We start from the raw sequence: 25,186 nt of genomic DNA on the forward strand, positions 1-25,186 counted from the left end.
CAGTGGTATGGTCCACCGGTTGTTTTTCCGGGCGAGTGGCGGAATGGCAGACGCGCTGGCTTCAGGTGCCAGTGTCCTTCGGGACGTGGGGGTTCAAGTCCCCCTTCGCCCACATTGAGCGGTGTTACGAAAAGTCACGACCTCGCAAGAGGTCGTGACTTTTGCGTTGGGGAACCAACGGCCCTATGAGTCGGCGGTGCGGTAAGTCCCGTGGCCCTCGACGATCACGTCGCCGTCGAAGATCAAGACCTCGTTGACGAGGTCGTCGTTCTGGTTGCGGTAGGTGATGACGATCGTGTTGACGCCTTGGTAGACGCCTTCGACGGTGAGCCGGAGGTCCGGAATGCGTTCAAGGGCGGCAACCCAGTACCGCCGCAGCGCCGCTTTGCCGCGCACCACGCCCTGTGTTTCCGGCAGGAGCTTGGCGGCCACGGGGGACGTGAACACGACGTCGTCATGGAAGTCGTCGAGGACGGTGTCGACGTCGTGGGCGTTCCAGTGTTGTGCCCATCGTTTGGAGAAGGCGACCGCATCGACATTCATGGACGGCAATGTGCGCGGGTGAATTCGGCGGCCCAGCGGCTTCCGTGCGCTCCGCCTGCTCCGGTCACAGTTGGCGGCGAATGTCGAGAAGGTGGTGCCGCAGCTCGTGCGCGGTGTGTACCGCGACCCAACGCAGCGACCGTTCGTGGGTCTCTGGATAGTGGTAGATCACCGTCCGATCCCAGTCATCGGCGGACAACCGAGCCAGCACGTTGCTGAATAGCGTTGCCGCGTCGGCAAGTTGGCGAGCCACCTCGGTCGGGTCCTGTGCGTTGTAGCCGTCGTGCTCGGCCCGCTCCTCCCGCCCCATGGACGCACAGTCGACGCCATTCGTCCGCCGGGCTGCCAGCACCCGTTCGCGTTGCACGAGCAGCACATCACGCAGATGGCACGCGTATTCCAGCGGCGACCATACGTCGGGCCGTGGGCGGGACCTCACATCAATTTCGTTGTTAGACAGAAGTACAACGACTTCCGCCGCCAACGCCTGGATGTCATCGCCGGCGGTTACGGCTCGGCGCAGGTCATAGCCGAAACCGCACCCTGCGCAAGGTTCTGTCACGGCACCATCATTTCAGCGGAGGCAAGCATGAAGCTGGCCGGCCATTCGCCGCCGATCGCGCGGGATTCAAAGTTGTTGTGCCTGTGGGACAATCGTCGGCGCCGGCAGGCAGCACCCAGCCGACGGCAGCAGGGCCACCCAATGCATCGGCTTCGGCGGTGAGGCAACCCACACATTAATGATGAGGGTAGCCTTACCTAAATTAAGCCGGTAGGGTCGCGGTTCATGACCTCCCCCTCCAATCCCCCTGTGCCCGGCACCGTCGACGATAAGTTGGTCAGCATCCTTCGCGATGACCTGGACCTCAAGTTCGAATCCGTCACCGCCACAACACGTCTGATAGAGGACCTGGGAATGGACTCCGTCGCCTTTGCGGCCGGTCTGGTTGCCATCGAAGAACGGTTCGGCACGCAATTGAGCGAGGAAGACCTGTTGACCTGCACGACCGTGGGTGACCTGCAAGCCGCGATCGGGGCCGGGGTCGGCGCATGAACGTTCTCGCGTCCGCCGTACGCGACGCGATGACGCGATCGCCGCATGACTTGGTCATCCTGGACAAAGAAACCGACCGCTGGACAACCCGCCCCTGGCCCGAAGTGCACGGGATGGCCGAAAGCATCGCGACGCATCTGCTCCAGCAGGATCACCTTGGCGCCGTAGGTCTCGTTGGCGAACCCACCGTCGAGCTGGTCGCCGCCATTCAGGGAGCGTGGCTGGCGGGTGCCGCCGTATCGATTCTCCCCCGCCCTAGACGCGGCGCCGACCCGGCTGAGTGGGCGCGCAGCACACTGAGCCGGTTCCGTGGAATTGGAGTCAGCACGGTATTCAGTCACGGAGCCACCCTGCGCACGTTGGGCGATGTGGAGTCGACCCTGTCGGTCTGCGGGCTTGCCGAGGCCGCCCGCACCCCGGCATCGAATAGGCCTCAGGCTCAATCAGATTCGAAGGCCGCGATTCTGCAGGGTACCGCCGGCTCGACCGGTGATCCCCGGACGGCGGTCTTGGCGCCGGGCGCGGTGCTGAACAACATGCGTGGCCTCATCGAGCGGCTACAGCTCGACGGCGCCTCCGACCGGGCGTGTTCGTGGCTGCCGATCTACCACGACATGGGTTTGGCTCTTCTGCTGACCGCTGTTCTGAGTGGGACACCGCTATGGCAGGCGCCGACGGGTGCGTTCTCTGCGGCACCGCTTCGCTGGGCGGATTGGCTTTCCGCCAGCGCGGCAACATTCACCGCCGGGCCCAATTTCGGCTACTCCATGCTCGGTCGCTACTCGGGCCGGGTGTCCGACGTTGACTTGGGGGCGCTGCGAATTGTTATCAATGGCGGCGAACCCGTTGACTGCGAGGGGTTTCAGCGATTCGCCGCGGCGATGGCTCCGTTTGGATTGCAGGCGTCGGCGGCAACCCCTGCGTACGGGATGGCCGAGTCAACCTGCGCCGTGACGATGCCTGCCTGCGGGGAGGGGTTGCGCATCGATGAGCGGACCGAATCTGGTACACGCCAACGGTATGCACTGTTGGGTCGCCCGATCTCCGGTATGGAGTTGCGCATAAGCCCGGCCGATCACGCCTCCGATGATCGCGTGGGGGAAGTCGAGATCCGCGGATCGTCGATGATGACGAAGTACTTCGGCGATGCGACCATCGAGCCTGATCGCGGTGCGCAGTGGTTCCGCACCGGGGACATCGGTTACCTGGTCGACGGCGCCCTCGTCATCTGTGGTCGCTCCAAAGAGGTCATCACGATTGCCGGCCGCAACATCTTTCCCACCGAAATCGAGCAAGTGGCCGGGCAAGTGGAGGGTGTGCGGCACGGTGGCGTGGTTGCGGTCGGCTCGAAATCTGGTGCCGCCCAGTCGCGGTTACTCATCGCCGCCGAATTCGTGGGGTCGGATCACGATGTGGTCCGCAGCGCGGTCATCAAGCGGGTCATCTCGGTGTGCGGGGTGACGCCGACCGATGTCGTCTTGATGCCGCCCGGATCATTACCGCGCACGTCCTCGGGCAAGCTCAGACGACTGGAGGTCCGCAGCCAACTACAAGCCTGACGCCTGAGCGCGATCAGAGGGCCGTTCGATTCGGCCGGCCAGCGCCTGGGTGTGCCGATCATGTTTCGCTGATACGCAATCTGTCATGAATTGACGGGCGCGTTGGCGCCAGTACCCTTATGAGCTAGCTCAGGGAGGGTTGGAAATGCGCGCAATACCGTCGCGGAGACTGACGTTAAGCGCCGCGCGGCCACGAGCGGTGCTGTGGCACTTCCGTATATAGATGAGCAGGCGCTGATCGCCGAGGCCGGTGGCGACCCCTGGGCGATCAATGCCAGCCTGCAAGCGGGCAGCCCATTGCAGATCTCCAATCTTGCTGGCGCCTTTCATCGCGCGGGACGATGCACCGCGGAGGCCGACAACGCGTTCCAGCAAGCCCGCACCCGCTTCGAGGCCGCCTGGAACCAGCACGATGGGGGCCATCCCATCAACGACTCCGACGAAGTTCAGCGGGTCACGAAATCCCTAGGGGCGCAGTCCTTGCAGCTGCCCAAGATCGCCGCGGACCTGGAGAGCATCGCGGCGGCGCTGGCCGATGCGCAGAAGGCCGGGGCTGCGCGCATCGCCACCTTGGATGCCCAGTTGAAGAATATTTCGGACTTGGTCAGCCAGACCGTCGCCATCTTGAACAACGACAAGAGCCTCAGTGCGGGGGAACGCGATGCGCTGCACGCCCTCATCAACACTTGCGAGGATGACGCCCTGCGCGACACCAAATCCGCGCTCGCCGCGCTGCAATCAATTCGCAACGGCTACTCCGATAGCCTTCAGAAGTCGCTGAATAACCTGCACGCCGAGGGGTACGACGGCGCGCCGCTCCATGGCGCCGACGCTGACGGCGTCGCCCCACCATCTCCCGCCCAACAGGCCGCGTTGGCTGACATTCGCCAAGCCACCAACCAGGCCGTCGTGGACCAGATGGCCAAGGTGCGTGCCGCGCAGGAGGCGCTCAGTAAAGCCGCGGCCGACCTCTATACCCATGGCCCGGGTTCGCCGGAGGGCGAGGCGGCCAGTGCCAAACTGCCCAAGCTCAAGGCCGACCTCGCCCGTGCTCTCGACGACCTGGGCAAGATTCCCGACTACAACAGCATTGACCCCGCGTCGATAAATGTTGGCCCCGACGGGCATTTCACGTTCACCTACAACGTCAACGGGCAGCCCGTACAGGCCTTCGGCGAGCTCAAGAACGGCACCGGTGAGTTCTTCGACCAAGCCACCGGCACGTACTACACCTTCAACGGCGGCAAGTTGACCGGCATGCGCACACCGGATCCCGGGCAGGTGGAAGCGACTTCCGAACCCCTCTTTACCGCCGTCACCCTGGCGGTCGGGGCTCCAGCGCTCAAGGCTGGCGGCGAGGCGGCCATTCAGGGCGTGAAGATGCTTTTCAGCCGCGAGATGTTGGAGGGTCTCACGGCCGACAACGTCTTCCCACGCGCACTCGCCGGAGCCGAGGAACACTTCCAAGTCGCAGAACGAAACCTGGCTTCCCACCCCCCGCTAACCGGGGACCCGGTCCCGGGCACTCACCCCCTCGAGCCACCCCCGGTCGAACACGCACCGCCCGCCGCGCACGGCGACATACCCGTCGAGCATGCGCCCGCGGGACCGCACGTGCCGGCGTTGCCCGACAGCGCACCGCCCGTCGTGGTTGATCCAGCTCATCCGGAATTCCACCTGGACAACCCGCTCCACTACATGACACCCGAACTGCGAGCGATGTCCGAAGCACATCTGACCGGAAGTGGTGAAACCGTCCTGGGACCGTTCAGGCCCCCGGGCGGCGGGCCTTCCTACCTCCAAGTCGCAGACGACCGCGGCGCCAGCTACTTCAGCCTTGGCGACGCGTGGAATTCGTTCACGCCCACAGAGCAACTGGCCGCCAATCAGCACGTACTCGACATCGCAATCGCAAATCGAGATAAGATTACGTTGTCGGTGCCTTTTCACAGGGTTGCCCCAGATACATACACGGCAGCGGAGCTCCGATACCTCGAAGCACATGGCTATCGGCGCATAGGCGAAAATATGTTGATGCCGCCAATCGAAGGAGCAAGATAAATAATGAAAAGCTTGCTGGAATTTTTTCTTCACTATTTGGACTTCTTGTATTTGGACCCTCGATATCACGTCACCGACTCGACGACGTCCGGCGACCCAACGACCAATGCATCGTTGACTCTCACCGGTCCGCTGATCAGCTTGGAGTTGACTAATGACAGGGGACAGTTTGGATTCGCTATTGCACCAACTGCATTAGCGGAGTCACCAGATAACTGGTTTCGGGCCACGCTGATCCGACAGTACCTTGATGACTACGACGAGACGAACGTTGTATCTCCGGACGAGACGGTGGCGTGGATTCGGAGCAACCGCGACCGTATCGAGCAACTCTTTGTTGAAGGAGAAGCCGAGCACTCGTGCGAGGAACTCATCAATCTCGCAAAGGCACTCGCAATAAAGTACTTTGGTCCGCCGCAAGGATAGGCAAGCGCTCCGTGTAGGGCCCCCGCCCGGGCCAAGCTGATAGCCAACCATCGACTAACGGATTGCACGCGTAATGCCAGATTTCTCTCGCTTATCAGCTAATTGGCTTCGTTGGGCGCCCGGAATGGGCGGAGGCGACATATTTGTCACGACCGACTGCGCAGACTGCCTGATTTGCTTCAGGACCGACGACTATTCTGTCCATCTTCGTGACGACGGGAATTGGTGGACAGTAGATACGGTTAACAATCGCGGGCAGCGACACAACGGCGTCGCCAAGCTATCGAATTTTGAACTGACAGAGAAGTACCTCATCTGGGACTGGGCCACAACCGTGCGCACCGACCTCGCATCTGGGCCACTGGGCGCTGACCTTGCCAAACAAGGATTTGCCTCGAATGTAGAGGTATCCCAAGTCGACACCAAATACGAAATCTGCTCCAACGATGATTGCGCAATCTTATCTGCGGTGAACGCCACCATTTTCAGTCACCTCATGGACAGGTCTGTGGATGAGATCGAGAAGATGGTCACCGCGACGCCCGGATGATCCGAAGGCCGGGCTCGTCGAGCTTTAGCTTTCCCCTAAGACCGCACCCACTGCGTGATTTCCGGAGTGACCGGGTCGGTGATGTCATCGAATTCGGGGTGCTTCTTGAGCACCGTGCCGATCATCGAGCACACCGGAACAATGCGCTTGCCCTCGCCGCGCGCTTCGTTGAGCGCTTCCTCGACAAGGATGGTCGCGAGGCCGCGTCCGCCGTACGCGGGATCGATTTCGGTGTGGTAGAAGACGCGCTGGTCGCCGCGGTCGGCGAAATCGGCTAGGCCCACCGTCTTGCCCTCGACGGCGATCGTGTACTTGCCGTCCTGAAGGCTGACCGTGGTTTCCGCACCGGTCTTATCGGTTGTCATTTGCGCTTTCCTTTCGTTGGGGTATCGGTCGAGGCCGCAGCCGAGTGGTCGGCAGCGGCGGGGCGGGCAATCGGGCGAGCGCGCCCCGGTATCCCTGGACGGCGCCGAACCGGTCGTCGCCGTCCTCCCACAGTCGGCGGTAGTTGACGATGTCCTGGTGGCTTCGTCCGACGAAGTTCCACCACATCACCAATTCTTCGGCGAACGGGGTGCCGCCCAGCAACAGCACCCGCGCGGGCCGCTCTCCCCCATTGTGCAGAGGCAGTTGCGAGCGGCCGGGGCTCAGGTATGCCAGGTCGGCGATCGCCAGCGGCGACCCATCCACGCGGACGGCGCCCGAATTACAAAGCACTCCGTGCTCGAAGGTGGGCTCGACGGTGAGGTCCAGGCTGGCTCCGGCGTCGAGGTCGAGTTGGGCGCCCAGTAACGGAGTGAATGTCGGTGCGGGCGAACGACTCCCGGCCAGTTCGCCGAGGAACACGCGCACTTCGGCTTCCGGTAGCGAGACCGGAACGGGCGTGTAGTGGACAAATTCTCGTCCGGTGTCCCGGTCGGAAGCGGGAAGCGCCACCCAGAGCTGGACGCCATGCAAGACAGGCCCCGCGTGAACCGACACTTCGGAGTGACAAATGCCGGCGCCCGCGGTCATCAGATTCAGCTCGCCGGGCCGAACGGCCGCACGAACGCCGGCGCTGTCGCGGTGCTCCACTTCCCCACTGAACAACCAACTGACGGTTTGTAGTCCCGTATGCGGGTGCGGCGGGACATCCATCCTCGCCGCGACCGGGCCGTAGTGGTCGATGAAACACCACGCACCGATCAGCGAACGCCCTCGTTGCGGCAGCGCGCGTTGCACACGGATCGCCCTCGGGCCACCCAAGGGAACTTCTCGCGAATGCAGCACCTCCACCGCGGCCGAAGTGCCCATGTGTTGCGAAGCGGCGCAGGCGACTTCGGCCGGCGCCGCTTCAAGGTTGCTCATCGTTCACCCTCCGTCACGGCCCTCTAGCGGGTCCGTCATCCGCGACCGTACCCGGCCGACTCACTTGCCCGGGGGCCGCAGTACCTTCATCGCCAGCCGCATGACCGGCTCGGGCACACGATCCTGCATCGACAGCGCGGTGTCGGCGACGCGGGACCGCAATGGGGTACCCCGCCCGAAAACGCGGTTCAACGGTCCCCCGGACGGCTCGAGCACCACATGCAGCGGCGGGGTGCCGACGGCAGCGCCCAGCGCGTTGGAGATGACCATCCGCTGGATCTCGCTGGTGCCTTCAAAGATGGTGTACAGCTTGGCATCCCGATACCACTTTTCCACCGGGTGATCGGTGATGTAGCCCCAGCCGCCCATGGTTTGGATGGCGCGCTCGGTGGCCTTGACCGCTACCTCGCTGGCGGCCATCTTCGACATCGAGCCCTCCCCCCGCTCGAAGGGAACGTTGTTGGCCGCCATCCAGGAGGCGCGCCAGGTGAGCAGCCGAGCTGCGTCGATCTGCGTGGCCAGTTCCGCGAGCGGGAACGCGATGCCCTGGTTGTCGATGATGGGCCCGCCGAAAGCCTCACGCTCGGTGGCGTACGCGGTCGCGTACTCCAGCGCCGCGCGGGCGATCCCGATTGCCTGGGCGGCAACCATCGGCCGGGTCTGCTCGAAGGTGCCCAACGTCGCTGAACCGGAACGCTTTCCACCCGACACGACTTCTCGCGCCTTGGCGAGTTTGTGTTCGAGCTTTTCCTCCCCACCCAGCAGATTCGCGCGAGGTACCCGCACACCTTCGAAGAGCAACTCGGCGGTATGGGAGGCTCGGCAGCCCAGCTTGTCGAGCTTTCGCAGCAGCTTCAGCCCGGGCGTGCCGCCGGGCACCACGAAGAGCGCCTGACCCCGATGGCCGAGTTCCTCGTCGACCACCGCGTTGACCACGTGCACATTGGCGATGCCGCCATTACCGATCCACATTTTATGGCCGTCGATGATCCAGTCGTCACCGTCGCGGCGCGCGTGGGTGCGCAGGTTGCGCACATCGCTGCCGCCTTCGGGCTCCGAGATCGCCAGGGCGGCGAGCTTGAGATCACCTGGCGTACCGAAACATTCGGGTGCCCACTCCAGCATCTGTTCCGGGGACGCGGCCTGTCCGATCGCAGACAGTGCCAACGCCGGCATGACGATGGCCAGCCCGATCCCGGCGCAGCCCCAGAACAGTTCCTCCATGAACATGGGCAAGGAGATGCCGGTCGGGTCACCGATCAGGTCGCGATAAAACAGCGGGCTGTAGAAGCCTTGCTGGGCCGCCTCCTCGAGCACCGGCCAGGGGAACTCCTGTCGCTGGTCGTAGTCGAGGGCTACCGGGCGTATTACGGATTCGGCGAACTCATGCGTTCGTCGGGCCAGATCGTGTTGTGCCGCCGTCGGGGTCAGGTCGAACGTCATGGGTGCGCCTTCAAGGTCGACAGACTGGTCTTGCCGACCCCGACTACCCCGTTGACTGGTTCAACAAACTGTCGAGCTGGGATTTTGGCGAGGCCTCAGGCAGCCGAACGAGGCCCGACCTGGGCCAGCGGCAGGTGCAACACGACCGCGGACACCGCGATCGCCTCGTGCTCGTGCCGTGCCAGCAGCGCCGCATTCTCGGGCAGCTGGCGGGAGTTGATCTCGCCCGAAGCAATACGCCGGAGAACATCGTGCGCGTGAGCGAGCTGGTCACGCTTGCGGTACTGGCCGCCGGGCAGCTTCACGCCCGCCCACACGCCGTACTCCTCGCGGTGTGCGATGGCGTGTTGGGCGCAGCGGCGCTGTTGCGCCAGTGGGCAGCGGCGCAGGCATTGAAGGCGCGCCTCGGTGGCCGACCGCTCGTATGCGCGCGCCTTCGCCGCGCCGTCACCACCGTCGTCGTCGGGATAGCCGAACCAAAGTTCCGGGTTGGCTGCGCAGGGGTGTCCCATGTCGGTCTCCTTGTCGAGCGTGAAACGTAGGTGAAAGCGTATACGGCGACCGCGGCGCAATGCAAGGGAAACGTCGACAAAAACGTATATACGCATATCCGAGTGTGCGGCTGTGTACTATCCGGCCTATGGCCGGAGCGTGTGGTGAGCCGTGAATCGGCCGGCGCGGCTATCCGCGCGTTGCGCGAATCGCGGGACTGGTCACTCGCCGACCTCGCCGCCGCGACCGGGGTCAGCATCATGGGGCTCAGCTTTCTGGAACGCGGCGCCCGTAAACCACACAAAAGCACAGTTCAGAAGGTTGAAAACGGGCTAGGCCTGCCGCCGGGCACCTACTCTCGACTACTGGTGGCCGCCGATCCGGACGCCGAATTGGCCCGCCTGATGGCCGCGCAGCCACCGGCCGCGATGCCGACGCGGCGCACCGGGCCGGTGGTGGTCGACCGCCACAGCGACACCGAAGTGCTGGAAGGTTATGCCGAAGCTCAGCTCGACGCCCTCAAATCCGTCATCGATCGGCTGCCGGCGACAACATCAAACGAATATGAGACGTATATTCTGTCTGTGATCGCTCAGTGCGTGAAGGCGGAGATGCTCGCGGCCAGTTCCTGGCGGGTGGCGGTGAGCGCGGGCGCCGATTCGACGGATCGGCTGATGGAGCACCTGCAGGCCCTGGAGGCGACGCGCACGGCCCTGCTGAAGCGGATGCCTACCAGTCTGAGCGCGCGTTTCGACCGGGCGTGCGCCCAGTCCTCGTTGCCGGAAACGATCATCGCCGCGCTGGTCGGCGTCGACGTCGAGGAGATATGGGACATCCGCAATCGCGGGGTCATTTCGCCGGGCGCACTCCCCCGTGTGCGTGCCTTCACCGAGGCGGTCGAGTCGACGAGCCAGGAACAGGCGAGCCAAGACAGCGCCGAGGGGGCACAGTGAGCCACAGCGAAGTCGAGGCGTTGAGCCGCGCACATCAACTCTTCGCCGGCAGCACGACGCCTCCGTCCCTGGATGCGGACGCCGTGCACTACCGCAGCCTGTTGCGGCGGACCGCCCGTCTGAACGACGGATTGGCGCACGGCGGCTACCAACTCGTGGTCGACCACAGCCGGCAACGCCTCACGTCGACGGCCGCGACCGACGCTGCCGTCACCGATGTGCTCGCCGGCGCCCACCACGACCGGGCGCAGGCCCACGACCTGACTCGAAACGTCCTCGACGCGGCCCGCGCCGATGCCCTGGCGACCCCGTCGACCCCGTTGGCACATCGAGAGGCTATGCGTCGCCGCGCGGCGCGACTGCGTACGCAACGGGCCCACGTCGCATCGGCGAGATTGCGCGCTCGACGACACCATGCGGCACTGCTGGCGTTGCGGTACCGGCTCGGGCATGGGCGTGGCCTCGGCTTAGGCCTGTCGAACGCCCGTGCCGCGCTCGCGGTGCGGGCCGCATTGTCACGGCTGGGCCGGCCCTACGTCTGGGGCGCGACCGGCCCCGATCAGTTCGACTGTTCCGGGCTGGTTCAGTGGAGCTACGCACGGGCCGGTATTCACTTGGACCGCACCACATATCAGCAAATCAACGATGGCGTTCCGGTGCCCCGTTCGCAGGTGCGACCGGGCGATCTGGTGTTTCCGCACGCCGGACACGTCCAGCTCGCCATCGGCAACAACCTGGTTGTCGAGGCGCCCTACGCGGGCGCGTCGGTGCGAATTAGCCGACTGGGCAACAACGTTGCGATACGCCGACCGATATGACGCGCCGACTTCGCCCGGCTACGCGGGCACCACGAGAAGGGTGAGCCGATGACGGAACAACCCGAGCCCTCCCTAGAGGCCGCTGAGGCACGGCGATCGGCGCTGGCGAGTCAGCACGGTACCGCGTCCGAAGCCGACCGCCTGCTCACTGACGTGCTGACCACCGCTCACACCGCAGCGCGCGAGAGCGTCCGCCGGCTGGACGCCATCGCCGAACAGATCGACCACGCCGTGGTGCAGCAAGCGGCCCTCGCCGTGGATACGCCCATGGGCGCGCGTGAGTTTCAGAAGTTTCTGCTGGACAAGCAACGCGAGATCGCCACGGTTGTGACCAGGGCGCGCGAGCTCGCTCATGCGAAAAGGGCTGTGTTGGAGAACCTTCGGGCGCAGTACACCGCCGGCGGCAGCTAGCCAGAACTAGTCCACAACCATGCAGCTCACTGACTTGTCGGCAGGAACGCCCCTGACTACTGTCGCCGGGCATGGAGGGGTCGCGCCACTTCCCGCAACAGGGTCCGCAGCAGCGCTGCCGGCTGGACTGATGTCTGCATACGACGATCTGCTCGCCGCGGTCAAATCGGTCCGAGACCGCACCGGCGATCCAAACGCGTGGCAGACGGGATTGGCGCCGACCGAAGTCTCCGCTGTGGCCACCCCGACCACGCGCCCCGAGCGACTCGAGGCAATCGTGCGCAAGATCCGCCAACAGCATGCTGACGTGTTCGGCGCCGCGACCCCGCCGGATCGCGAATCGGGTGCGGCGGCAGACGCCATCGCCAGCGCCGAAGCCGCTCTCGCACAGCAGAACTCGGCGAGCTCACAACTGGACATGCAAGTGGTTTCGGCCATTTTGAACGCACACCTGAATGCCGTCGACGGCAGAGAAGCGCTCACCAAGTTGCAACGAGAAACCGAAGTCGCGGTGCGGACGAGATCAGACCTGGACACTCCGGCGGGAGCGCGCGATTTCCAACGCTTCCTCATCGGCAAGCTCAGAGACATTCGCACAGTGGTCCTGAACGCCAGTCTGGACGACACGTCGAAATCGGCGCTGATGGCCGCATGGACGTCGCTCTACGACGCGTCCAAGAACGAAGCGACTCGGCCCGGTGAACACCCAAGGGCCGCGGCGTCCGTCGGGGATCCACCCGCGGCCCGCACGGCCGATCAACCGAGCGATGATATGGACTCCGACTGGGATCCGCTGCTGGACTCGTTGCTGGCCGACGATGACGAACTGCTGCCCGGAGACACCCCGGGGTCCGATCCGATGGCGGGCGCCCCCGGCGCGCCGGCGATGGAAACTCCGATGGCGCCCGCGATGCCCAACTTCGGGGGCGGGCCGCTCCCGGGTCTGGGCACCATGCCCGCCTCCATGGCGGGTTGGGAAGCGCCGGGCGGCCTTCCCCTCTCGGGGTTGCGGGACGGCGAAGGGATCGATCCGACGCTGCAGGATGTGGCCGATGAAGACCTACCGGATGCCCAAGAGGAAGACCCGAGCGCGCAGGACGCGTCGGACGGCCCCGGCGATCCGCAGAGCGTGTCATCCGATGAGCCCGCGACGGGACCGACGCCGGTGACCCTGCCCGACGGGGAAACCGTGACCGCCGCCAGCCCGCAGCTGGCCGCGGCGATCCAGGCCGCCGTCGACGGAACGCCGATCGCGGAAGCCTTCCAACACCAGGGAATGACCATTCCCCCACCGGGAACGACGGTGGTCAACCCGATCGATGCCCTGCAGGTAATTCCTGGCGACATCGGTATGTTCACGGATCGTCACGCCCTTGCCCTCGGCCCTGGTAAGGCACTTCTCGATGGCCAAATTCAGCACATCGGCACCGTGAGCGGGCCGAGCTTTCTAGGCTGGGAGCATCCGCCGGCGGCGGCCGCGACCGCGACCACGCCGACTAAGCCTGAACCACCGACACCTACCCGGCCGGCAACGTCGTCGACCACCTGACAAAAATGAACTCGCCGGCACGTACGGCGGTCGTCAACAGGAGACAGCGGATGGCAGATTCGATTCATGTGGTGCCCGCGCACTTACGTCAGGCCGCCGCGCACCACCAGGACACGTCGGAGTACTTGCGCACCGTTCCGTCGTCGCACGCCGCGATCCAGGAGAGCCTCGACTCGCTCGGGCCGATCTTTAGCGAACTTCGCGATGCCGGCCGCGAACTGCTCGAGCTGCGACGCCAGTGCTATGAGCAGCAGGCTGCTGACCACGCCGATTTGGCCGACCAATTGACCGTATCGGCGACGATGTGGGAACAGCACGAGCAGGAGGCTGCAGGCAAGTTCGGCGACATCGTCGACCGCGGTCGATGACCGACGCGAATCCCGCTTTCGACACCGTTCACCCGAGTGGGCACATCCTCGTCCGCTCGTGCCGCGGCGGATATATGCACAGCGTGGCATTGAGCGAAGAGGCGATGGAAACCGACGCTGAGACCTTGGCGCAGGGCATCGTGCTCACCGCCGATGTGTCGTGCCTCAAGGCGTTGCTGGAAATTCGCGACGAGATCGTCGCGGCAGGGCACACCCCTTCCGCCGAGGTGCCGACCCTCCGGGACCTCGATGCGGCCATTGAAAAGTTGCTGGCGCACAAACTGCGTCGCCGCAACGGCGGGCGCTAGCCGGCCTGCACGGATCTCAGCCGTGCCGTCGGCCTAACGCAGCCACGGCTTAGCCGCGCTGGGATCGGGAGCGATGCCCGTGGGCGGCTCTACGGGATTGGGGCCGAACAACTCTCGCGCGCGGGCGAGCAAGGCGCGCACCTCGTCGAGTTGCTGCTGCAGTGCAGATTCAGCCATGTCCCCACGCTACCCAGGCCTTCGCGGGCGCACAATTCACTGACCGCACAAGTCGCTCGCCCGCTGCCGGTACGCTTAGCCAGTGGCGATCTTCGGTCGAATGACGGCGCGTCAGCGCCTCCGGAGAGCTACCCGGGAATCGCTGGCGATCCCGGCTTTCAGCTCTCCCATCGACTGCACCCCCTGGGTGACAGGCGGGCTGTGGCCTGCCGAATTATCGACCGTCACCGCCGAAACCGCCACTCTCGCAGATTATCTCAAGGCGGACCTGCAGCGAATTGCCAACGGCGCCAACGACCAACTCAAGATGCTCAAGCGAGCGGGAATGACCGACCCTGCGCGGCAGTCAGCCGAGGCGCGAGTCATCGAGGAAGCCCGCGCACGTGCCGTGCGTCGAGTCGAATCGACGATTCGCTACCTGCATACGGTGCAGAGTGGTGCCCAGACCCCCGCTGCACCCCCACCGGCCCTCGAGCCTTCGGGTGCAGACCTGGAAACAACCCAAGTGCTACCGGCAATCCGCGAGGTCAATCACGTCGCCGAGCCACCCCAGGCCCCGCCCAGATGGCGTCGCCGCCCCACGGACGACCCGGGCGGTCGCCCGAACGAGCCGCCGGCGCGTGAGCAGGAACCCACCCCGGACGAGGAGGTGGCCGGGACAGCCGATGTGTCGCATCTCGAGGAGACGCAGGTCATTCCGGTGGTCACCGAGGAGGAGCCCGTCGTCGAGGCGCCGGCCGACCGTGCGCCTGATCCGGCCGACGAACCCGGAAGCGGCCGTCACCATGCGGTTGCGGACGAGCCGGTCGTGGACGACGAGCCGGTCGTGGACGACGCGCCGGCCGCGCCCGGGCAGGAAGCCACCCCCGACGAGGAGGTGGCCGGGACCGCTGATGCGTCGCATCTCGAGGAGACGCAGGTCATTCCGGTGGTCACCGAGGAGGAGCGCGTCGTCGAGGCGGCGCCGGCCGACCGTGTGCCTGAGCCCGTTGACGAATCCGTCGACAGCGGTCGCCACCACGCGCCGGCGGTCGGGCCGGCGGCGGCGCAGGTGCACACCGAAAAAACCGTAACCCCAACAGGATCCGACAATGACAGGCTGAACCGGCTGCTCGAGTTCGTGGTCCGGCAAGAGCCACGGCTGAATTGGGCGATCGCTGACCGCGCCGACGGAACGACGGTATTGGTCACCGATCTGGCTCACGGCTGGATCCCTTCCGGCATCAACCTTCCGGCAGAAGTGCGGCTGTTGGAACCCGAGCGACGCAGTGGCAGGGTCGGCGCGCTGGTCGGCGAAACGGCCCGCGTCGTCACTTACACTCCCGGTGATTCGCTGCGCCGCTCGGCTGACTTCGCCGCGACAAGATCGTCGGTGGAACCGCGCCAGCTGCCTGCCATCGATGATCTGGCAACAGTGCTCAGCCAGGTCACCCGGGCGCGGGCCGAGCTACCCAAGATCGTCGCGCGGTTGGCCGGGGCCGCGGCCGCGGGCACGGTTGTGGTCGATCAGGAGGTCGACGTGCTGCGGGTGCATCTCGACACGGCCCGTTATCAGCTCCTGGTTCAGTATCCGAATGTCAATCCGGCGCTGCTGCTCAAGTGCCTGTTGATCGCCGCCACCGAAGGCATCGCCAGCGGTGACACGGTGTCCGCGAACTACCACCTCGCCTGGTATCACAAGCTCGCCGCGCCGACGCCCGGTAGCTGAGCTGAGAACCCGCCGCGTATGAATTGACGCTGGTCGCAGGGGGCGACGATACTGTCCCTCGTGTCGGGTTCGGGCAGTCGCGCGAATCTCAGCGACAAGAATCTCGTCGACTCGGTTCTTCGGGAACTCAGCGAAGCGGCGGACAAGTGGGAAGCCCTTGTGGCGCAGGCCGAAGCCGTGACCTACAGCGTCGACCTGGGCGACGTTTACGCCGTGGCGAATTCCGACGGTCGGCTGATCAAACTGACGTTGCACCCCGGCGTGATGACCGGATACGGCCACGGCGAGTTGGCCGAGAGGCTGAACCTGGCGATTACCGCGCTGCGAGAAGAAGCGGAGGCCGAGAACCGGGCGAGTTACGGCGGGCCCTTGCACTGAAGACGGTCGTACGTCTCTCGGAGAGTCGACATGCCTGTGCCCGCCTTATAGCGACACGTTGGGGACCCTCGGTGGACACGCAGCGCGGTGCGCAATGTTGTCGCTATGAGGCGGGCAAAAGGGGTGCGCAGGCTGCGAGCGTCACATGGGACAGACGTGGCGCGCTGACCGACCGGCGCTTCAGCTGCTGGGGCCCGGCTCCTCGCGCGCTCATCGACCGGCGCCGGGAGGCCCCGCGAAAGCCTGGGCGATCTGCAACCAGTGCCGCGCGTCGGCGCCCTGGGCCGCGAGATCGAGGGTGTTCAGCGGGCGCCGTTGAGTGACGAGGAAGCAGAAGTCCTCCGCCGAGCCGCTGACCCGCTGCTCAGCGTCCGGCGGTCCCCAGGACCAGGTGTCACCGCCGGGTCCGCGAAGCTCGATTAGGAACGGCTCGGCCGGGGGCTCCAGATTGTTGACCACGAAGGCGTAATCGCGGGTGCGCACCCCCAGATGAGCGATCGACCGCAACCGCTCGGTCGCGGGCCGCGTGACGCCCAGGGCGTCGGCGACGTCGAGACCGTGTGCCCACGTCTCCATCAACCGCGCGGTGGCCATCGACGCCGCGCTCATCGGGGGGCCGAACCACGGGAGTTTGCGACCGGCGGTGACCGCGAGCAGCTCGTCGTGCAGCCGCCCGCGGGTGGCGCGCCAGTCGGCGAGCAGCTCGGCCGGCGCGGTGGCCGCGAGCTCTTCGGCGCCTTTGTCGACGAAGCCCGTCGGGTCGGCGGCCGCGCCTGCCAGCACGTCGGCGAATCCTGGCTCGTCGGTGACCGCGAGCAGGGCGACCCGGTCGGTCCACAGCAGGTGCGCGATCTGGTGCGCGACGGTCCAGCCGGCCGCGGGCGTCGGATCGGCCCAGCGTTCGGGCGGCAACGGGGCGACCAGCGCGTCGAGCGCGTCGCTTTCGGCGCGCAGGTCTTCGACCATGGGCACGGGACCGGTCATCGGGGCCCTCTCCTGTCGGCGGCGGGCGTCGCACAAATCACGTCGTCACCTTACGATCGTTCGTCTGCTCGCCGCGACGCCCTATGAAGCTGTGCATCGCCAGTCCGGCCAGGTAGAGCACCGAGCCGAACAGTGCGAACGCGGGCGCGTGCCCATCGTCGGGAATCAATATCCCGGCCGCCGTGATCGCGACGATGAACGCCACCCAAAACAGCGCATCCTGCACCGCGAACACATGCCCTCGAAGAGCGTCGTCGACATCCATCTGGATCGCCGTGTCGGCGCAGAGCTTGACCATCTGCCCGGTCACGCCGAGCAAAAAGCCGCAGGCCACCATGACCGGGACCAGCAGCTCGGCGCCGGCAACCTCGATGATCGCCGAGGTCGCCAGCGCGCCGTTTGCCGTGGCATAGCGCCCCCAGCGGCGGATCGCGGGCGGTGTCAGCAGGTTGGCCAGGAAGGCGCCCAGGCCCGCGGCGCCGAAGAACAGGAGCGCGGTGCCGAATCCCCCACCGTCGGAGTCGGGTATGTGATGGACCAGCAACAAGACCAGCAGCGAGTTGATGCCGACCACCATCCGGTGCGTGGCCAGGCCGGACAAGGTGGCGCCGACCGTCGGGCGCTGCGCCACCGTGCGCGCGCCGTGCAGCCAGCCGGTGACCACGGCGTAGACAACGGGTCCGTGGATCGCGCGCCGGGTGTCGTCGGGGCCCAGCACCCGCGCGGCGAACCGCCACGACAGCAGCAACGCGAGCGACACGGGAATCGCGGTGATGAAGACGATCGCCGCGGCGCCCGTGTCGCTGGCGCCGAGGATGAACCGCGGTACCAGCATGAAGTTTGCGCCGACGAACGCCGCGATGGCCCCGACCGCTGTAGCCACCGAGTTCATCGTCACCACCTGCTCGCGCGGCACCACATGCGGCAGCGACGCCGACAGGCCGGACCCGACGAACCGGGCTAAGCCGTTGGCGAACAAAGCGCCCAGCAACAGCGGCAGGTCGCCGGCCCGGACCGCCAGGATCGTGCCGATCGCGGCGATGAGGATCAAGCGGCCGGCGTTGGCGCCGACGAGGACGAGCCGCCGGTCCCACCGATCCATCAGGGCGCCAGCGAACGGCCCCAGTAGCGAGTAGGGCAAAAACAAGACCGTGAAGGCGCGCGCGATGGACAGCGGGTCGGCCGCTCGATCCGGGTTGAACAGCAGCGCCCCGGCCAGCGCCGCCTGAAACAGGCCGTCACCGAACTGGCTCGCCATCCGCACCTGCAACAGCCGCCAGAAGTCCGGCAAATCGCGCACCGACCGCCAGATTTCGACGGGTGCGCTGGACTGCATCCGGGTTGGGATCACGGAAACCGACTTCCACAATTGGGGCTGGCAAGCTCGCACGCTCAGAGGTGTCCCAACAACAGTACAAATCGCCGTGGCCCGCCCTTCAGATTGCCCTGGGCCGCGATCGGCCAGATGCGATGATGGGGAGGTGCCCCCGCCGGAGGATCCAGAGGACTATGTCGCACCCGCCGCGCAACGGGTGCGCGCGGGCACTTTGCTGCTCGCGAACACCGACCTTCTCGAACCGACGTTTCGGCGCAGTGTGATCTACATCGTCGAGCACAACGATGGCGGCACGTTGGGTGTCGTGCTCAACCGCGCCAGCGAAACCGCCGTGTACAACGTGCTGCCGCAGTGGACCAACCTGACGGCGAAGCCGAAGACGATGTTCATCGGTGGCCCGGTGAAGCGTGACGCCGCGCTGTGCCTGGCAACGTTGCGCGTCGGTGCCGATCCGCAAGACGTGCCGGGCTTGCGGCATGTGGACGGCCGGGTGGTGATGGTCGATTTGGACGCCGACCCCGACGCGATCGCACCACTGGTGGAGGGCGTGCGGATCTTCGCCGGGTACTCCGGCTGGACCATCGGTCAGCTCGAAGGCGAAATCGAACGCGACGACTGGATTGTCTTGTCCGCCTTGCCATCCGACGTTCTCGTCGGACCGAGGTCAGATTTGTGGGGCCATGTGCTGCGCCGGCAGCCGCTGCCGCTTTCGCTGCTCGCGACGCACCCGATCGACATCAGCCGGAACTAGCGCTTCCCCGCTTCAGGTCAGTGGCACGACTGCGTGCAGCCGGCGCAGCTGCCCGCGCACGCCGGCGCCGTCGCTTCCTGGCGCAATGCGAAACGCGCGCTCTGCCATGAGCCCGCGCCCAGCGTTCCCAGCGCCCCCGCGACACACACGATCAGCACCACCACGGCGGTGTGCGGGACCGCGGCCAGGGCCACTACGCCACCGGCACCCAGCATCACCGCGGCCGCCAACTGGGTGGGTGCCATGGCGCGCAGCGCCAGCGCTGTGGCGCCGAAATTCCGGTTGCGCGCAAGCGACCAGGTGCCGAACCCCGCCGAGGCCACCGCCGCACACATGCACAGCACGCCCGCAATCAGCATGGCCTCACAATACGAGCCCGGTTACCGGCCCGCTCATCCGGCTCTGCGGGTGCGAGCGCCGGTGGACTCAGTGCTGGAGGAACGAAAAGTTCGGCAGCGGGGGCAGGCCCGGCACCATGGCCAGCAGGCTGGGCGTGTGCTGCTGGTTGGGCAGCGACGTCGGCGCGGGGAGCCGGGCCGGGGCCACGGGTGCCGCAGGTGCCGTCTGGGCGAGGGGCACCAACGGGGCCGTGGCGGGTGCCGGTGCGATCGGGGCCGTGGCGGGTGCCGGTGCGACCGGTGCGACCGGAGCGGTGGCGGGCGCTGGAGCCACAGCGGGTGCCGGGGCGGCCGGAGCCACAGCGGGTGCCGGAGCGGCGGGCGCGACGGCGGGCGGCTGGGCGGGTCGCCCGACCGGCGAGGCAGCCGGAGATTGGGGGGGTGCCGGAGCGGCCGCGCCGGGGGCGGTGACCCGGAAGCCGTTGATGATGGCGTCGGTGGCCGGTGCGTCGGCGACGCTGACCGCACGATCGGTGGTCACCGCCAGCGAGACGAGGTATTTGTCGGGCCCCGACGTGGCGATGACGTGGCGTCGGGAGGTGTTCAGCGTCATGTCCCCGTCGCGGTAGGTGCCCTCAATGATGGACGACGGGAAGCCGCCGAAATCGACCATCGAGGCGTTGGTGGGCTGCCACGCCAGAAGCTTCTGACTGTCGACGTAGCCGTGTGTGATCGCCTCTTTCGGGTCGAAATCGCCGACCAGCTTGTACACCACCACCTGGGCGTTCGATGAATAGATGCTGCTACCGCGCCGATCGGCGATGACCGCGAACGCGTCGGGCACGTTGGGGTCGGGTACCTGGGTCCAGCGAGCGGGCAGCGGCAAGGTGATGTCGAGCGCCTTGAAGCTCTGCGGTTTTTGCGCCTCGAGCTTGACACCCTTCGACTGCAGGAATTCACGGATCGTCCCGGACGTCGCGGGGACGGGCGCCGGCGCCGGGGGGGTCGCCGGTGCGGCCGCGGCCGGTGCCGACGCTCTCGGTGTCCCGGCGGTGGCCGGCGGCGCAACGGGAATAGCGGCCTGCGGGGCGGCGAGGTATCTGCTCGGAGGCACCAGCTCGGGCCCGAGGTTCTGCGGCGCCTGGGCGGGGACGACGGGGACCGGCGCCGGCGCTGGAGGCAACGGGTCTGCCGATGCCGTGCCGCCCGCAACAACCGCCAGGCCCATCAGGCCAGCGACCATACCGCCCAGAAGTGCCCGGTGGACGGGGACGATGTCAATCATCTGCGTCGGTCCTTCCCATGGCTCGAGTACCTGAAGCCGTCGATAGTGGCTGACTGTAACTAGAGGTCAAGGCGGTGAACAGGCTCGAAATACACCTGGGATGAACCCCTGATCGGCGCGCAACGGAACCGAGACCAAGCTGTGGCCGGCGAACCGGCCGTGTCGGCCCTTATACCCTGTTCAGGTGACCGATTCCCCGACCACTTCGCCAGGTAGCGGCTCTGGCGCCGCCCAGCCGGACTCCGACGCGCCGCCGCATCGTTACACCGCGGCGCTGGCGGGCCGGATCGAGGGCACGTGGCAGGACAATTGGGCGAAGCTGGGGACGTTCAACGTGCCCAACCCGGTCGGATCGCTGGCCCCGGCGGGCGGGACCCCGGTCCCGGACGACAAGCTGTTCGTGCAGGACATGTTCCCCTACCCGTCGGGGGAGGGCCTGCACGTCGGCCACCCGCTGGGCTACATCGCGACGGACGTGTACGCGCGCTACTTTCGCATGAAGGGCCGTAACGTGTTGCACGCGTTGGGTTTTGATGCGTTCGGGCTGCCGGCCGAGCAATACGCGGTGCAGACCGGCACCCACCCGCGGATCCGGACCGAGGCCAACGTCGTGAACTTCCGGCGCCAGCTGGGCCGCCTGGGGCTGGGCCACGACAGCCGGCGCAGCTTTTCCACCACCGACGTCGAGTTCTACAAGTGGACGCAGTGGATCTTCCTGCAGATCTACAACGCCTGGTTCGACACCGCCGCCGACAAGGCCCGCCCCATCGCCGAGTTGGTCGCCGAATTCGATTCCGGTGCGCGCCGCCTCGAGGACGGGCGGGACTGGGCCGCGCTGTCGGTGGGGGAGCGGGCCGACGTGATCGACGGCCACCGGCTGGTCTACCGGGCGGACTCGATGGTGAATTGGTGCCCCGGCCTGGGCACCGTGCTGGCGAACGAAGAGGTCACCGCCGACGGTCGCAGCGACCGAGGCAACTTCCCGGTGTTCCGGAAGCGGTTGCGGCAGTGGATGATGCGGATCACCGCCTATTCCGACCGGCTGCTCGACGACCTCGATGTGCTGGACTGGCCGGAGGCGGTCAAGACCATGCAGCGCAACTGGATCGGCCGCTCCACCGGCGCCAAGGCCCTGTTCTCGGCGACCAAATCGGACGGCGAGACGGTCGACATCGAGGTGTTCACCACCCGACCCGACACGCTGTTCGGCGCCACCTATCTGGTGCTCGCCCCCGAGCACGACCTGGTCGATGAGCTGGTGACCGCCGCCTGGCCGGACGGGACCGACGCGCGCTGGACGTATCGCGCCGCGACGCCCGGCGAAGCGGTCGACGCCTACCGGCAGGCCATCGGTTCGAAATCGGACCTCGAGCGCCAGGAAAGCAAGGCGAAGACCGGCGTCTTTCTGGGCAGCTACGCCACCAATCCCACCAATGGGAAACCCGTGCCGATCTTTATCGCCGACTATGTGTTGGCCGGATACGGCACCGGGGCGATCATGGCGGTCCCCGGCCACGACCAGCGCGACTGGGACTTCGCCCACGAGTTCGGGCTGCCGATCGTGGAAGTCATTGCCGGCGGCGATATTTCGGAAGCCGCCTACGCCGGCGACGGGGTGTTGGTCAACTCCGGCTACCTCGACGGACTGGACGTGGCGGCGGCCAAGGAAGCCATCACCGCCCGCTTGGAGTCCGAGGGCCGGGGCCGGGCCCGCATCGAATTCAAATTGCGGGACTGGCTTTTCGCCCGCCAGCGTTACTGGGGCGAACCGTTCCCGATCGTTTACGACAGCGACGGACGTGCGCATGCACTCGACGAGGCCGCACTTCCGGTCGAGCTGCCCGACGTACCGGATTACTCGCCCGTCCTGTTCGACCCCGACGACGCCGGCAGCGAACCCTCGCCGCCGTTGGCCAAGGCGACCGAGTGGGTGCATGTCGAGCTGGATCTCGGCGACGGCCTGAAGCCCTACAGTCGCGACACCAACGTGATGCCGCAGTGGGCAGGCAGCTCCTGGTACGAACTGCGCTACACCGACCCGCACAACTCGGATCGGTTCTGCGACAAAGAGAATGAGGCCTACTGGATGGGCCCGCGGCCTGCCGAGCATGGTCCGCAGGATCCCGGTGGTGTCGACTTGTACGTCGGCGGCGCCGAGCACGCGGTGTTGCATCTGCTGTATGCGCGGTTTTGGCACAAGGTTCTCTACGACCTGGGCCACGTCAGTTCGCGGGAGCCGTACCGCCGGCTGGTCAACCAGGGGTACATCCAGGCTTTCGCGTACACCGACGCGCGGGGATCGTACGTACCGGCAGAAGAGGTGGTCGAACGGGACGGCGGTTTCGTCTACCCGGGGCCCGACGGAGACGTCGAAGTCTTCCAGGAGTTCGGCAAAATCGGTAAGAGCCTGAAGAATTCGATCTCGCCCGACGAGATCTGCGACGACTACGGGGCCGACACCCTGCGTGTCTACGAGATGTCGATGGGCCCGCTGGAGGCCTCCCGGCCCTGGGCGACCAAAGACGTCGTGGGGGCACACCGCTTCCTGCAGCGCGTGTGGCGGCTCGTGGTCGACGAACAGACCGGCGAGACGCGGGTGCTCGACGGGCCTCCCCAGGAGCTGGCCACCGGGACACTGCGAGTGCTGCACCGCACCATTGCTGGGGTCGCGGAAGATTATGCCGCACTGCGCAATAACACCGCGGCGGCCAAGCTGATCGAATACACCAATCACCTCACCAAGGAGCACCGGGACGCGGTGCCCCGCGCGGCGGTTGAGCCGCTGGTGCTGATGTTGGCGCCCCTGGCCCCGCACATGGCCGAGGAGTTATGGCTACGACTCGGCCACACCACCGGACTGGCGCATGGGCCGTTCCCGGTGGCCGACCCCGCGTACCTCGTCGACGACACCGTGGAATATCCGGTGCAGGTGAACGGCAAAGTACGTGGACGGGTGACGGTCGCGGCCGATGCCGACCAGGACACCCTGAAGGCTGCTGCGCTGGCCGACGAGAAGGTCCAGGCGTTCCTGGCGGGTGCCAATCCGCGCAAGGTGATCGTGGTCCCCGGACGGCTCGTCAACCTGGTCGTTTAAGACTGCCTACCGCCCGGCGGGCCGGAGCACCACCTCGTGGACATGCCCGTCGGGTGGGGTGGCCACCACATTGGCGACAGCGGCCGCAACGGTTTCCGGCTTCAAGAACTTGGCGGGGTCGTAGGACCCGCCTTCGAATTCGATGAGTTCACGCTGCATGTCGGTGTCGGTGCGGCCCGGATAGACCGTGGTGACACGCAGCTCCGGCTCGTCATTGCGCAGCGAGTCCGCGAAGGCGCGGATGGCGAACTTGCTTGCCGAATAGGACGCCATACCGGGCGAGACGTTGCGCCCCGCGCCGGAGTTGATGAAGATGACCTGGCCGCGGGCTCGCCGTAGCGCCGGTAACAGCGCCAGCGTAAGTTCCACCGGCCCAAAGACGTTGACGGCGAAGGTGGCACGCCACTCGTCGACGTGGGAGTCGGCGACGTTCCCGGGGATCGACAGCCCCGCGTTGTGCACCAGCACGTCGAGTTCGTCCACGATTTCGCAGGCCGACTCGATGTCGCCGCCGTCGGTCAGGTCCAGCGGAAACGTGGTGGCATCGAGCCGCTCGGCGACCGCGTCGAGCCGGTCGGAGGGGCGGCCGGCCAGCAGCAGGGTGTGCGTGGGGGCCAGCGCCGTGGCGATTGCCGTACCGATCCCGCGTCCGGCGCCGGTGATGAGTGCATTGGGCATGAGCGGAAGTCTACCGAGCCCGGCGACGCAGGCGGAAAATGTTGAGCAGAAGCGGTTTTCAGGCTTCCTTGCGTGCGGGCGGCACACCGGCCGGGCCGGATGTGGGGTCGCCGGAGGCCAGCCGCTCCAGCGGTGCCAACGCTTTCATCAGGGTGTCGAGGTCATCGGTGGGAAGCTGGCTGAGCATCGCGGCCAGGGCCGCGCGCCGATTGGCCAGCGATTCACCGTGAACGGCTCGACCGCGCGGGGTGATGTCGACCAGGACCGCCCGCAGGTCGGATGGGTCGCGGGATCGCTTGACCAGCCCCACCTTCTCGAGCCGGCGGATCGCCACGGTTGTGGTGGGTGTCCGCACCCGTTCGTGCGCCGCCAGATCGGTCATCCGAATCGGGCCCTGATCGAGCAACGTGACCAAGATCGAGAGCTGCGCCAGAGTCAATTCGCCGGCCGCGGCCCCGCTGGGGTCCCCTCGCCGGAGCATCGCAAACAATTTGGACAGCGCGCGGTGCAAACCTTCGGCGAGCTCGGCAACATCGGCCGGGTTCGATTCGCTGTCTGCCATAAATCGGGAGTCT

The 25,186-nt window shown here is 66.4% G+C and carries 27 protein-coding genes, 1 tRNA gene and 1 pseudogene; 16 read left to right on the forward strand and 13 right to left on the reverse strand.

Translation table 11 applies throughout. The features are described 5' to 3' along the window. Positions 1–29 precede the first annotated feature (29 nt). Positions 30–112: transfer RNA gene (locus A5775_RS22260), tRNA-Leu, on the forward strand. Between the two features lie 71 nt (positions 113–183). On the opposite strand, the gene A5775_RS22265 is transcribed toward A5775_RS22260, so the two are convergent. Continuing rightward, complete coding sequence (locus A5775_RS22265; RefSeq protein ID WP_067257199.1) at positions 184–543, reverse strand: nuclear transport factor 2 family protein; 360 nt, start codon at positions 541–543, stop codon at positions 184–186. Positions 544–607: 64 nt separating this feature from the next. After that, positions 608–1,066, reverse strand: a complete 459-nt coding sequence (locus A5775_RS22270) for a DinB family protein (protein ID WP_067257343.1) — start codon at positions 1,064–1,066, stop codon at positions 608–610. A 264-nt stretch (positions 1,067–1,330) separates the two neighbouring features. Between A5775_RS22270 and A5775_RS22275 the strand changes: the two genes are divergently transcribed. From A5775_RS22275 to A5775_RS25960, 5 genes are all read left to right on the forward strand, one after another. Beyond that, positions 1,331–1,597, forward strand: a complete 267-nt coding sequence (locus A5775_RS22275) for an acyl carrier protein (protein ID WP_067257203.1) — start codon at positions 1,331–1,333, stop codon at positions 1,595–1,597. Continuing rightward, positions 1,594–3,156, forward strand: coding sequence for a long-chain-fatty acid--ACP ligase MbtM (mbtM, locus tag A5775_RS22280; RefSeq protein WP_067257206.1), 1,563 nt, complete (start codon positions 1,594–1,596; stop codon positions 3,154–3,156). Before A5775_RS22275 ends, mbtM begins: the two co-directional genes overlap by 4 nt. A gap of 204 nt (positions 3,157–3,360) precedes the next feature. Continuing rightward, positions 3,361–5,217, forward strand: a complete 1,857-nt coding sequence (locus tag A5775_RS22285) for a hypothetical protein (protein WP_067257209.1) — start codon at positions 3,361–3,363, stop codon at positions 5,215–5,217. 3 nt (positions 5,218–5,220) lie between these two features. Next, entirely contained in the window at positions 5,221–5,643 is a 423-nt protein-coding gene (locus tag A5775_RS22290; RefSeq protein WP_067257212.1) for a hypothetical protein, read from the forward strand. Between the two features lie 124 nt (positions 5,644–5,767). Continuing rightward, positions 5,768–6,193 carry a hypothetical protein gene (locus tag A5775_RS25960; protein ID WP_231995251.1) on the forward strand — a complete coding sequence of 142 codons (426 nt, stop codon included), beginning with the start codon at positions 5,768–5,770 and terminating at the stop codon, positions 6,191–6,193. Positions 6,194–6,228: 35 nt separating this feature from the next. Here A5775_RS25960 and A5775_RS22300 read toward each other — a convergent pair whose 3' ends face one another. The 4 genes from A5775_RS22300 to A5775_RS22315 form a co-directional block, all read right to left on the reverse strand. Beyond that, complete coding sequence (locus A5775_RS22300; RefSeq protein ID WP_067257215.1) at positions 6,229–6,558, reverse strand: GNAT family N-acetyltransferase; 330 nt, start codon at positions 6,556–6,558, stop codon at positions 6,229–6,231. Further along, positions 6,545–7,540 (reverse strand): pirin family protein, encoded by a 996-nt coding sequence (locus A5775_RS22305; protein WP_067257218.1) that lies wholly within the window; start codon positions 7,538–7,540, stop codon positions 6,545–6,547. The genes A5775_RS22300 and A5775_RS22305 overlap by 14 nt, the downstream gene beginning before the upstream one ends. Before the next feature lie 60 nt (positions 7,541–7,600). Continuing rightward, on the reverse strand, positions 7,601–8,983 hold the full coding sequence (locus A5775_RS22310) for an acyl-CoA dehydrogenase family protein (protein ID WP_067257221.1): 1,383 nt from the start codon (positions 8,981–8,983) through the stop codon (positions 7,601–7,603). A gap of 95 nt (positions 8,984–9,078) precedes the next feature. Then, a complete protein-coding gene (locus tag A5775_RS22315) occupies positions 9,079–9,495 on the reverse strand; it encodes a WhiB family transcriptional regulator (RefSeq protein WP_067257224.1) in 417 nt (138 codons plus the stop codon). 144 nt (positions 9,496–9,639) lie between these two features. Between A5775_RS22315 and A5775_RS22320 the strand changes: the two genes are divergently transcribed. From A5775_RS22320 to A5775_RS22345, 6 genes are all read left to right on the forward strand, one after another. Further along, positions 9,640–10,428, forward strand: coding sequence for a helix-turn-helix domain-containing protein (locus tag A5775_RS22320; protein ID WP_067257350.1), 789 nt, complete (start codon positions 9,640–9,642; stop codon positions 10,426–10,428). Then, positions 10,425–11,246, forward strand: a complete 822-nt coding sequence (locus A5775_RS22325) for a C40 family peptidase (protein ID WP_067257227.1) — start codon at positions 10,425–10,427, stop codon at positions 11,244–11,246. The genes A5775_RS22320 and A5775_RS22325 overlap by 4 nt, the downstream gene beginning before the upstream one ends. Before the next feature lie 48 nt (positions 11,247–11,294). Next, positions 11,295–11,657, forward strand: coding sequence for a DUF4226 domain-containing protein (locus A5775_RS22330; protein WP_067257230.1), 363 nt, complete (start codon positions 11,295–11,297; stop codon positions 11,655–11,657). A gap of 130 nt (positions 11,658–11,787) precedes the next feature. Further along, positions 11,788–13,206, forward strand: a complete 1,419-nt coding sequence (locus A5775_RS22335) for a DUF4226 domain-containing protein (protein WP_067257234.1) — start codon at positions 11,788–11,790, stop codon at positions 13,204–13,206. A 50-nt stretch (positions 13,207–13,256) separates the two neighbouring features. Beyond that, positions 13,257–13,574 (forward strand): ESX-1 secretion-associated protein, encoded by a 318-nt coding sequence (locus A5775_RS22340; RefSeq protein ID WP_067257237.1) that lies wholly within the window; start codon positions 13,257–13,259, stop codon positions 13,572–13,574. Next, positions 13,571–13,882, forward strand: a complete 312-nt coding sequence (locus A5775_RS22345; RefSeq protein ID WP_067257241.1) for a DUF2694 family protein — start codon at positions 13,571–13,573, stop codon at positions 13,880–13,882. Before A5775_RS22340 ends, A5775_RS22345 begins: the two co-directional genes overlap by 4 nt. A 33-nt stretch (positions 13,883–13,915) precedes the next feature. Here A5775_RS22345 and A5775_RS25750 read toward each other — a convergent pair whose 3' ends face one another. Then, positions 13,916–14,059: a hypothetical protein gene (locus A5775_RS25750; RefSeq protein WP_014378759.1), complete on the reverse strand. Its 144-nt coding sequence runs from the start codon at positions 14,057–14,059 to the stop codon at positions 13,916–13,918. Between the two features lie 82 nt (positions 14,060–14,141). Between A5775_RS25750 and A5775_RS22350 the strand changes: the two genes are divergently transcribed. Then, positions 14,142–15,767, forward strand: a complete 1,626-nt coding sequence (locus tag A5775_RS22350) for a DUF5631 domain-containing protein (RefSeq protein WP_067257244.1) — start codon at positions 14,142–14,144, stop codon at positions 15,765–15,767. 51 nt (positions 15,768–15,818) lie between these two features. Continuing rightward, positions 15,819–16,145 carry a DUF2710 family protein gene (locus A5775_RS22355; RefSeq protein WP_197512844.1) on the forward strand — a complete coding sequence of 109 codons (327 nt, stop codon included), beginning with the start codon at positions 15,819–15,821 and terminating at the stop codon, positions 16,143–16,145. 210 nt (positions 16,146–16,355) lie between these two features. Here the strand turns inward: A5775_RS22355 and A5775_RS22360 are convergent, their stop codons facing one another. Both A5775_RS22360 and A5775_RS22365 read right to left on the reverse strand, forming a co-directional pair. Continuing rightward, entirely contained in the window at positions 16,356–17,129 is a 774-nt protein-coding gene (locus tag A5775_RS22360) for a TIGR03084 family metal-binding protein (RefSeq protein ID WP_067257250.1), read from the reverse strand. Positions 17,130–17,166: 37 nt separating this feature from the next. Next, positions 17,167–18,511 (reverse strand): annotated as a pseudogene (locus tag A5775_RS22365) (MFS transporter). Positions 18,512–18,610: 99 nt separating this feature from the next. Between A5775_RS22365 and A5775_RS22370 the strand changes: the two are divergent. Continuing rightward, positions 18,611–19,216: a YqgE/AlgH family protein gene (locus A5775_RS22370; RefSeq protein ID WP_067257256.1), complete on the forward strand. Its 606-nt coding sequence runs from the start codon at positions 18,611–18,613 to the stop codon at positions 19,214–19,216. Positions 19,217–19,233: 17 nt separating this feature from the next. Here A5775_RS22370 and A5775_RS22375 read toward each other — a convergent pair whose 3' ends face one another. Together A5775_RS22375 and A5775_RS22380 are read right to left on the reverse strand one after the other, a co-directional pair. Further along, positions 19,234–19,575, reverse strand: a complete 342-nt coding sequence (locus A5775_RS22375) for a hypothetical protein (protein ID WP_067257258.1) — start codon at positions 19,573–19,575, stop codon at positions 19,234–19,236. 67 nt (positions 19,576–19,642) lie between these two features. After that, positions 19,643–20,839 (reverse strand): LpqN/LpqT family lipoprotein, encoded by a 1,197-nt coding sequence (locus A5775_RS22380; RefSeq protein WP_067257262.1) that lies wholly within the window; start codon positions 20,837–20,839, stop codon positions 19,643–19,645. A gap of 184 nt (positions 20,840–21,023) precedes the next feature. Between A5775_RS22380 and leuS the strand changes: the two genes are divergently transcribed. Continuing rightward, the gene (gene leuS, locus A5775_RS22385) at positions 21,024–23,933 is read left to right on the forward strand and encodes a leucine--tRNA ligase (protein WP_067257266.1); all 2,910 of its coding nucleotides are present in this window, start codon (positions 21,024–21,026) and stop codon (positions 23,931–23,933) included. Between the two features lie 6 nt (positions 23,934–23,939). Here leuS and A5775_RS22390 read toward each other — a convergent pair whose 3' ends face one another. Together A5775_RS22390 and A5775_RS22395 are read right to left on the reverse strand one after the other, a co-directional pair. Continuing rightward, on the reverse strand, positions 23,940–24,611 hold the full coding sequence (locus tag A5775_RS22390; RefSeq protein ID WP_067257269.1) for an SDR family oxidoreductase: 672 nt from the start codon (positions 24,609–24,611) through the stop codon (positions 23,940–23,942). Between the two features lie 58 nt (positions 24,612–24,669). After that, complete coding sequence (locus A5775_RS22395; protein WP_067257273.1) at positions 24,670–25,173, reverse strand: MarR family winged helix-turn-helix transcriptional regulator; 504 nt, start codon at positions 25,171–25,173, stop codon at positions 24,670–24,672. Positions 25,174–25,186: the final 13 nt, after the last annotated feature.

This window comes from Mycobacterium sp. 852002-10029_SCH5224772 (genome assembly GCF_001667315.1).
Lineage (GTDB): Bacteria > Actinomycetota > Actinomycetes > Mycobacteriales > Mycobacteriaceae > Mycobacterium.